Origin of the sequence: Promicromonospora sp. NPDC060271, from assembly GCF_042726755.1 — a bacterium.
Classification (GTDB): Bacteria; Actinomycetota; Actinomycetes; order Actinomycetales; family Cellulomonadaceae; genus Promicromonospora.
The window spans coordinates 21,163-29,308 of record NZ_JBHXBG010000064.1; the positions used below are offsets into that span (position 1 = coordinate 21,163).

Here is an 8,146-nt window from a genome sequence, read left to right on the forward strand (position 1 = left end):
ACGGAAGCGTCTCTCAGCGGATAAGATACGCACACGTATCTAAGAAGGGAAGTCCCGTGCCGGAGGAAGTTCGAGCCACACGCCGACGCGGTGACGACCTCGTCCACGCCATCCACGAGGCAGCGCTCGCCGAGACGGTCGAGCACGGGGTGGGGAGGCTGACGATGGAGGGCATCGCACGCCGGGCCGGGACCGCCAAGACCTCGCTCTACCGCCGATGGTCGACGCCGGAGGACATAGTGATCGAGGCGCTGTACCGGGTCTATCCACGCGAGGAGCCCTCCCCCGCGGCCGACGACCTGCGCGGCGACCTCATCAGGGCACTGCAGCTGATGCGCGACAGCATCATGAGCTCGCAGTACGGCGCAGCGCTCGGCGCACTGCTTGAGGAGTCCCGTCGCCGCCCCGACCTGCACGAACGCCTCTACGGAGAGGTCTTCGGCCCGCGTGGCGGGCGCTTCACCCGGTCCGTCCTCGAGCACTACGCGCAGCACGGCCACCTGGACGCGGCACGCCTGACCCCTGTCGTCGTCGATATCGGCGAGGCGCTTCTGATCAAGTACGCCATCGACACGTTCGACCCGCCGGACGACGACTACGTCGCCGCGATCGTCGATCAGGTGATACTCCCGGCCGTCGGGGTCGCGAACCCCTGACGCCCGGCCGGTGCGCCTGTCGGCCGAGCCCGGATGACGAAGACCCCGTCACGTCCGGAGCGACAGCGCCGTCCGCTCAGCGCTCCGCCCAGCGCCTGATGCCGGCTGCGGCGTACACGGCCTCGGTGAGCTCGGTGGACCGGAACCGGGACCGCCTGCCGACCGCGCTGAGCTCGCCCCAGTAGTTGGGGGTGTAGCCGAAGCTCAGCTCGTGCTCGGGATCGGCGAACGCGAGGGAGCCGCTGGCCCCCGTGTGCCCGAACAGACCTGGAACGCCGACGCTCGGCCACATCGGGCCACCCGGGAGCTGGAAGCCGAGACACCAGTCGGTCCGCATGCGCAGCACCTCGTCCCGCCCGGACGCCTGCGGCTGGCGGGCGGCGTTCATGAGCCCGGCCGAGACGATCCGGCGCCCGTCCACCGGTCCGATGAGCGCGGCGAACAGGCGGGCGAGGGCGATCCCGCTGCCCACCCCGCCGGCGGACGCGTCCTCGACGTCGTACCGGACGAGCTCCTCGTGGTCGTCGAAGCCCGCGGCACTGCCGCCGAACGTGGCGTGGTACGACACGGACCGGCGGTCCAGGACGCCCAGCGCGTACGGGAGCCACGTCGGGTTGAGCAGGGACCGGAACGCCTGGCTCTGTGACGGGCCGACCATCGGGGCGACGCGGTGGTGCTGGTCGGCGGGCACGCCGAGGTAGAGGTCGAGCCCATGGGCGGTCGCGATCTCGTCCGCGAAGTAGCGCCCGACCGTGCGCCCGGTCACCGCCCGCACCAGCCCGCTCAGGATGTATCCGTAGGTGACGGCGTGATAGCCGTGTCGCGTGCCCGGCCGCCACCAGAGCCTCTGCCGCTCGAGCCGGTGCAGCACCTCGTCGAGCTCCGCGGCGTCGTCGTTGCTGACGGAGCCGTCGAGAGCCGCCAGGCCGGAGCGGTGCGCCAGCACCAGGTGCACCGGGATCTCGACCTTGCCCTGCTGCCCGAACTCCGGCCAGTAGTCGGCGACGGGACGCTCCAGGTCGATCTCGCCCCGGTCGACGAGGTGCAGCACGGCCGACGTGGCAAGCGCCTTGCTGGTGGACGCGATGGGCGTCATGGTGTCCCGTTCCCAAGGACGCGTACGTGCGCGATCGGCGTGCCCGCCCCAGATCTCCACGACAGGTCGCCCCGCGCGGTAGACGCCGAGCGACGCGCCGACCTCTCGCCCCGAGTCGATGAAGCCTGCGAGGAGGTCCGCGACAGGACCGAAACCGGGTTCACAGTGGCCATCGACCGATATTTCGAAAGTCACTCTCAAAAGATAGCCGGTATCATGAGCGATGTGAAGACAGCGGACGCGGATGCAGGAGGACGGCACGGTCGCGCGGCTGCGCCGGACGGGCTGCGGGCACGCAAGCGCCGGCAGACGGAACGCCGCATCCAGGCCGCGGCCCTGGCCCTGTTCGACCGGCACGGCTTCGACGACGTGACCGTCGAGGACGTGGCGGCCGCCTCGGACGTCTCGGTCGCGACCGTCTACCGGTACTTCGTCACCAAGGAGAACCTGGTCCTGCACGACCCGCTGGAGAGCGAGCTGACCAACGCGATCGTCGAGGCGATCCGCACCGGCCTGGACATCCCGGCCGCGCTGGAGCATGTCCTGGAGCACCTGCCGGCCGAGTCCGCCGAGGAGGCCGAGCGCGATGCCCGGACCCGGATCCGGCTCGCCAACGACGTACCCGCCATCGCCGGCGCCGCGCACATCCGGGCCCGGGCCCGTGCCGAGGAGCTCGTCGAGGCGCTCCCGGCCGCTCGGCGCGAGGACCGGTTGCGCGCGCGGGTCCATGCGCTGGCGGCCCTGTCGACACTGGAGGCGGCCGCCGACCACTGGTACGACGCCCAGGCCCCTGCGACGCTGCGGGACGTCTCGCTGACAGCGATCCGATCGCTCCGGTCGGCGGCCGCCGACCGAGGACGGTCCGCCGGTCAGCCCGGCTCGGCGTCGAGCTGACCGGATCGACGGCGGCCTGGGCTCCGCGCGCGAGCGGAAAAGCGCGACCGTAAGGTCGGAAGATCCGGCGGGTCCACACAGGACGGACTCAGATGGGAGCCCCGCGATGAGCATCTCCACGTTCCCCTTCGAGCTCGCCCACCGGGCCGCCGCGGTGCTCCGCTCCGACGTCGAGGCCAGCATCACCGTGCGACAGCTCGGGCTCACGGTGCGCGCGGGCAGCAGCACCTTCGCCGCCGCCCGGTGCGACCAGGCCGAGTCCCTCGCGGGCAGCGGACCGTGCATCGACGCGATGGACCAGCTCACCGCCGGCGTGATCCCGGCGATCCGCGACGTGGAGACGTGGGACGCCTGGCGGAAACAGGCAACCCATGAAGGCTTCGTCTCGGCGGCGGCGGTTCCCGCGGTGGTGGACGACGACATCGCCGTGGCCCTCAACCTCTACTCACGCTCGCCGGACCCATGGACGGGCCAGCTGCTGACCGCCGCCGACGGCTACGCACAGATCACCGCGGCCATGGTGCGGCTGCACCTGGGTCTGGCGGAGCTCGAGGACGACGCCATCGGCTACTACCGGCAGATGTCGGACACGATCACGATCGAGCGTGCCATCGGCGCGATCATGCAGACCAACGACTGCGCCGAGCCCGAAGCGAGGAAGATCCTCGAGTCCGCCTCTCTGCACCGCAACGTGAGCCAGCGGGAGGTCGCGGAGACGCTGCTGCGCGCCCTGGTGGTCAGCGATCCACCCTCGGAGAGCCCCGGCTAGGTTCGGCGCGGCACCGCCAGATCGTTCAGCCCGCCTGAGCCCGCTCGTGCGTACCCGCCGGACCGGTTCCCGGCCTGGCGCGGACCTCCTGGGGCAGGCTCGGGGTGCCGACGCCGAGCGCGACGTCGACCACGTCCGCTGGATCCTCGCCGCGGGCGAAGGCCTGCCGCTGGCACCGTGCGCCAGAGCCGTGCGCGACGATCTCGTCCACCACCGTCCGGACGACGCCGAGCTCGCCGTACTCGTCGAGCACGGGCCGGAGCAGGTGGAGCAGCTCCGCCACGACAGGCCCCGCCGCCACTGGGATCCCGCTGGCCGGGCTGACGAGCAGTCCGTCGACGCCGAACCGGCTCGCCCGCCACGTCCACGCGCGCAGCTCGGCGGTGCTCACGGACGGCGGCGGCTCACCCGCTCGCCACCGTCGTGCTGCCGTCTCCACGAGGGCACGCGCGAGCGCGGCCAGCACGGCGGCGTGCGTGAGGTCCATGCAGACGTCGGTGACGCGGACCTCGACGGTCGGGTACTTCGCCGACAGGCGCGCGTCGAAGTACAGCATCGCCACGTCCAGCGGCACCCCAGAGCGCAGCAGCGCGTGCGACCGCTGCTCGTAGGTCCGCGCGGAACCGAAGACCTCGCACGGCCCGGCGGTCGGCCATCGGCTCCCTGCCTGGTAGCGGTAGCTGGCGAACCCCGAGTCGACGCCGTACCAGAACGGCGAGTTGGCGCTCAGCGCCAGCAGCGTCGGCAGCCAGACGCGGATCCGGTCGAGCACCGCGACGCCCTCCTCGCGGTCCTCGATCTGGACGTGCACGTGGAAGCCGCACGTCAGCTGCTCGTCGGCGAGCAGGCCGGCATGCTGCTGGATCCGCCGGTAGCGCTCGTCGGGCACGAGGTGGGGCAGGCCGGGCCACACCGGGGTGGCCAGGGCGACCGCTCTTCCGCCGACCGCGCGGGCCGCCTCGTCGGCCAGGAAGCGGCCTCTGCGGATCGCGGCGAGCTGCTCGGTCAGCGTCACGCACGGCGGTCCGACGACCTCCACCTGCTCCTGCTGCAGCTCGACCGTCAGCCGGTGCGGCCCGGTCGGCCCGGCCCGCGCGAGCAAGCCCTCGACGGACGCGAGCGGTCGGCGGGTGCGAGCGTCGACCACGAGCAGCTCTTCTTCCACCCCGAAGGTACGCACTGCGTCACCTCCCCCGTTGACCCCATTTTTCGCCCGCAGGGCCGTGCTCGCAGGACGGCGTGCGCGGCCGGACGACGGCCCGCCTTCGATGCCGTCGGATCCGAACCGGTAGCGGGTCACCCGCCACACGGAATTTGTCTTGCTCTTGAGTCCCAGGTCCTTCGAGAGTATCGGAATGCTGATCAGACGAGAGCGCCCCTCCGACACCCCGGCGATCCGCGCGGTCACCGCAGCGGCCTTCGAGAAGGTGGAGCACTCCGCGCCGCCGGTCGAGGCCGACGGCGCACCCGGTGAGGCGACCCTGGTCGGGTGGCTGCGCGACGACCCCGGATGGGTGCCGGAGCTGTCGCTGGTCGCCGAGGCCGGACCCGGCGCGGAGGTGGTCGGTCATGTCATCGCCACCCGCGGCCACCTCGCGGACCTGCCCGCGCTCGGGCTCGGACCGCTCAGCGTCGATCCCGCGCACCAGGGCCGCGGGATCGGGTCCGCCTTGATGCACACGCTCCTCGGCGCGGCCGACGCGATGGGCGAGCCGGTGGTGGTGCTGCTGGGCGACCCGGCCCTCTACTCCCGTTTCGGGTTCGTGCCTGCCGCCGGTCTCGGGATCGAGGCACCCGACCCCGCATGGGGCGACTACTTCCAGGCACGCACGCTGAGCGCATGGCGCGCGGAGTACTCGGGACGCTTCCGCTACGCCGCCTCGTTCGACCGCCTCTGACCGCAGAGAACCACCCCTGACCGGCAGACCACGATGCGTTTGCCGCCTGCGCCGGAAGGACATCTCTTGGCGTCTGCCTGAAGAAGTCCTGAAGTGTTCATTTGTTACACATTGCGCAGTTGGGTGAAACTTCCTATAAATGGAGCGATCGGGTCACACCTCACGATCCGACGAACCTTCGGGGGGCAGCTCCATGAAGCAACGCCTGTTCCGCCTCGTCGCCGCCATCGCGGCGGCGAGCCTTGCCACGGTCGGGCTGGTGACGACGTCGGCCCTGCCGTCGTACGCCGCCGGCGAACCCTACGTCGCCCTCGGCGACTCCTATTCCTCCGGCACCGGCACCAGGACCTATATCGACGACGGCACCCAGTGCCTGCGCTCGGTCTACGCCTATGCCAGCCTGACCGCGGCGGCCAGGAGCTACAGCCTCAACTTCCGGGCCTGCTCGGGAGCCGTCGTGGCCGACGTGACGAACAGCCAGCTCAGCGCCCTGAGCTCGAGCACGCGGTATGTCACCATCTCCATCGGCGGCAACGACGCCGGATTCGCCGACGTGCTCACCGAGTGCGCCCTCCCCGCCTGGGCCAGCGACTGCGCCGGGAAGGTCGCCGCGGCGCGTTCGTTCATCTCCACCACCCTCCCGGGCCGGCTCAGCACGCTCTACGCCGCCATCCGGACGAGGGCACCCGGCGCGAAGGTGGTCGCCGTCGGCTACCCGAAGATGTTCATGGGCGAGGACTGCAACCTCGCGACCTTCTTCAGCCCGGAGGATCAGACGGCGCTCAACAACGCCGTCGTGCACATCAACTCGGTCACCGCGACGGCCGCCTCCGCCAAGGGGTTCACCTTCGTCAACCCGGTCAGCCGCTTCACCGGGCACGCCGTGTGCGACTCGACCGAGTGGATCAACGGCTACTCGAGCCCGCAGCAGGAGTCCTTCCACCCCAACCGGCTCGGTCACGCCAACGGCTACACGCCGCTGGTCAGCGGCGTCCTGACCGGCACGAGCGTCAGCGTGACCGACGAGGTGCTGGCCGAGGCCCAGGACGGCGCCGCGGCCCAGGCGAATCTTCAGCGGACGTACGCCGAGACCGACCGCAAGATCAAGCCGAAGCTCTTCCGGCCGCCGACCAAGGCCGGCCTGGAGCAGCGCGCGAAGGAGAGGGGCGTCGGCTTCGACGCGTGGTGGGCCGAGGTGCAGCGGTCAGGTCGAGCCACGGCGCTGTCGCGGTGAGCGACGAGGCCTGACGATACCGACCCGTGGGTTTCGGGACCCGTCGGAACCCACGGTCGCGCCTCGGCTCTCCAGCGGGCATTGACACGCCGTCGCAGGCCAGGAAGACTCCGCTCGGATGTTAACGTTCACATCGCTCTCGATGAGGAGAGACCTGAACGCGGATCCACCTGGTCGGTATCGGCTCGTCGCCGACCTCCCCCAAACCGACGGCACCTGGTCCCGCCAGGCACAGACAAAGGAGTCCACATGACACACGCCGTCCCCATCCTCCAGGCGCGCCGGAGGCTGCTCGCCCTCCTGGCGGCGCTCGCCATCGCCCTGTCCGTGACGCAGATCGTGCACGCGCCCCCTGCCCAGGCGGCGACCGCGTACATCTACACCACGTTCAAGGGCGACGCCGCCGCCGACCAGGAGCTGTGGGTCTACACGTCCTCGAACGCGACCAGCTTCAGCACCCTCGCGGACACCAACTTCCGGGGTCCGACGGGCGCACTGCGCGACCCCAGCATCATCAAGTCGGGCAGCACCTACTACATCGCCTACACGGTCCAGTCCTGGACGACGCAGTCCACGCACTTCAACATCGCGCGCAGCACGGACCTGCGGAACTGGACGCACGTCGCCTCCGTCCCGGCCGGCGTGAGCGGCACCGCCTACACGTGGGCTCCCGAGTTCTACGTCGAGGGCGGCACGGTTCGCGTGGTCGTCAGCCTCGGCACCTCGGACCACCAGTTCACGCCGTACGTGTACACCGCGCAGAACGGCGGCCTGACCTCGTGGAGCGGCCCGACCCGGCTCGGCATCCCCGCCAACCACATCGACACGTACATCGTGAAGCGCGGCTCGACCTACCACGCCTTCGTGAAGAACGAGACCTCCAAGTGGATCGAGCGGTGGACCTCGACCAACTTCACGACCTGGACCAACCAGGGCAACCAGTGGCAGCAGTACCACGAGGGGCCCTCGATCGTGCAGCTCGAGAACGGCACCTACCGCGCCTACATCGACCGGTACCCCAGCGGCGGCATGTGGACCTCCACGAGCTCCGACCTCACCTCCTGGAGCGGACTGTCCCAGGTCGGCTGCGACGGCTGCCGACACGGCACCGTCATCCTCGACACGACCTACAGCGGGGCATCCGGCGAACGCGTCACCAACCGGCACAGCGGCCTGGTCATGGACGTCCAGAACCCCAACCTGAACAACAACGCCCGCGTCGGCCAGTACGCGTGGAACGGCGAGAACTGGCAGCGCTGGGCCTTCGAGGACGCCGGCTCCGGCTACGTCCGGATCCGTTCCATCCACTCCAACAAGTGCCTGGACGTCTCCGGCAGCGCGGACGGCTCCGAGGTCCAGCAGTACGACTGCTACAACGGGACCAACCAGCAGTTCACGCTGCGCAGCACGAGCAACGGCTATGTCGAGATCATCGACCGGCGCAGCGGCAAGTGCATCGACGTCCCCGGGATGTCGACGGCGAACGGCACGATCCTGAAGATCTACCCGTGCAACGGCGGCAACAACCAGCAGTGGCTGCGCGCCACCGCCTGACGTGAACGCGGAACGGCGTCGGTCCTCCGGGGGCCGACGCCGTTC

8 protein-coding genes are annotated in these 8,146 nt (G+C 70.4%); 6 read left to right on the forward strand and 2 right to left on the reverse strand.

What is annotated here, in order from left to right; genetic code table 11:
• Window positions 1–56: 56 nt before the first annotated feature.
• Window positions 57–656: a TetR/AcrR family transcriptional regulator gene (locus ACFWE2_RS11995; protein ID WP_377224455.1), complete on the forward strand. Its 600-nt coding sequence runs from the start codon at window positions 57–59 to the stop codon at window positions 654–656.
• Window positions 657–732: 76 nt separating this feature from the next.
• On the opposite strand, the gene ACFWE2_RS12000 is transcribed toward ACFWE2_RS11995, so the two are convergent.
• On the reverse strand, window positions 733–2,013 hold the full coding sequence (locus ACFWE2_RS12000) for a serine hydrolase domain-containing protein (RefSeq protein WP_377224456.1): 1,281 nt from the start codon (window positions 2,011–2,013) through the stop codon (window positions 733–735).
• Between ACFWE2_RS12000 and ACFWE2_RS12005 the strand changes: the two genes are divergently transcribed.
• Entirely contained in the window at window positions 1,978–2,646 is a 669-nt protein-coding gene (locus ACFWE2_RS12005) for a TetR family transcriptional regulator (protein ID WP_377224457.1), read from the forward strand. The two genes, ACFWE2_RS12000 and ACFWE2_RS12005, sit on opposite strands and share 36 nt — an antisense overlap.
• A 106-nt stretch (window positions 2,647–2,752) precedes the next feature.
• A complete protein-coding gene (locus tag ACFWE2_RS12010; protein WP_377224458.1) occupies window positions 2,753–3,415 on the forward strand; it encodes an ANTAR domain-containing protein in 663 nt (220 codons plus the stop codon).
• Between the two features lie 25 nt (window positions 3,416–3,440).
• Here ACFWE2_RS12010 and ACFWE2_RS12015 read toward each other — a convergent pair whose 3' ends face one another.
• Window positions 3,441–4,595 (reverse strand): glutamate--cysteine ligase, encoded by a 1,155-nt coding sequence (locus ACFWE2_RS12015; protein ID WP_377224459.1) that lies wholly within the window; start codon window positions 4,593–4,595, stop codon window positions 3,441–3,443.
• Between the two features lie 175 nt (window positions 4,596–4,770).
• Between ACFWE2_RS12015 and ACFWE2_RS12020 the strand changes: the two genes are divergently transcribed.
• The 3 genes from ACFWE2_RS12020 to ACFWE2_RS12030 all read left to right on the forward strand — a co-directional run bounded on the left by ACFWE2_RS12020 (window position 4,771) and on the right by ACFWE2_RS12030 (window position 8,101).
• Window positions 4,771–5,313: a GNAT family N-acetyltransferase gene (locus ACFWE2_RS12020; protein WP_377224460.1), complete on the forward strand. Its 543-nt coding sequence runs from the start codon at window positions 4,771–4,773 to the stop codon at window positions 5,311–5,313.
• Between the two features lie 193 nt (window positions 5,314–5,506).
• The gene (locus ACFWE2_RS12025; RefSeq protein WP_377224461.1) at window positions 5,507–6,547 is read left to right on the forward strand and encodes an SGNH/GDSL hydrolase family protein; all 1,041 of its coding nucleotides are present in this window, start codon (window positions 5,507–5,509) and stop codon (window positions 6,545–6,547) included.
• A 249-nt stretch (window positions 6,548–6,796) separates the two neighbouring features.
• Entirely contained in the window at window positions 6,797–8,101 is a 1,305-nt protein-coding gene (locus tag ACFWE2_RS12030; protein WP_377224462.1) for an RICIN domain-containing protein, read from the forward strand.
• Window positions 8,102–8,146 lie beyond the last annotated feature (45 nt).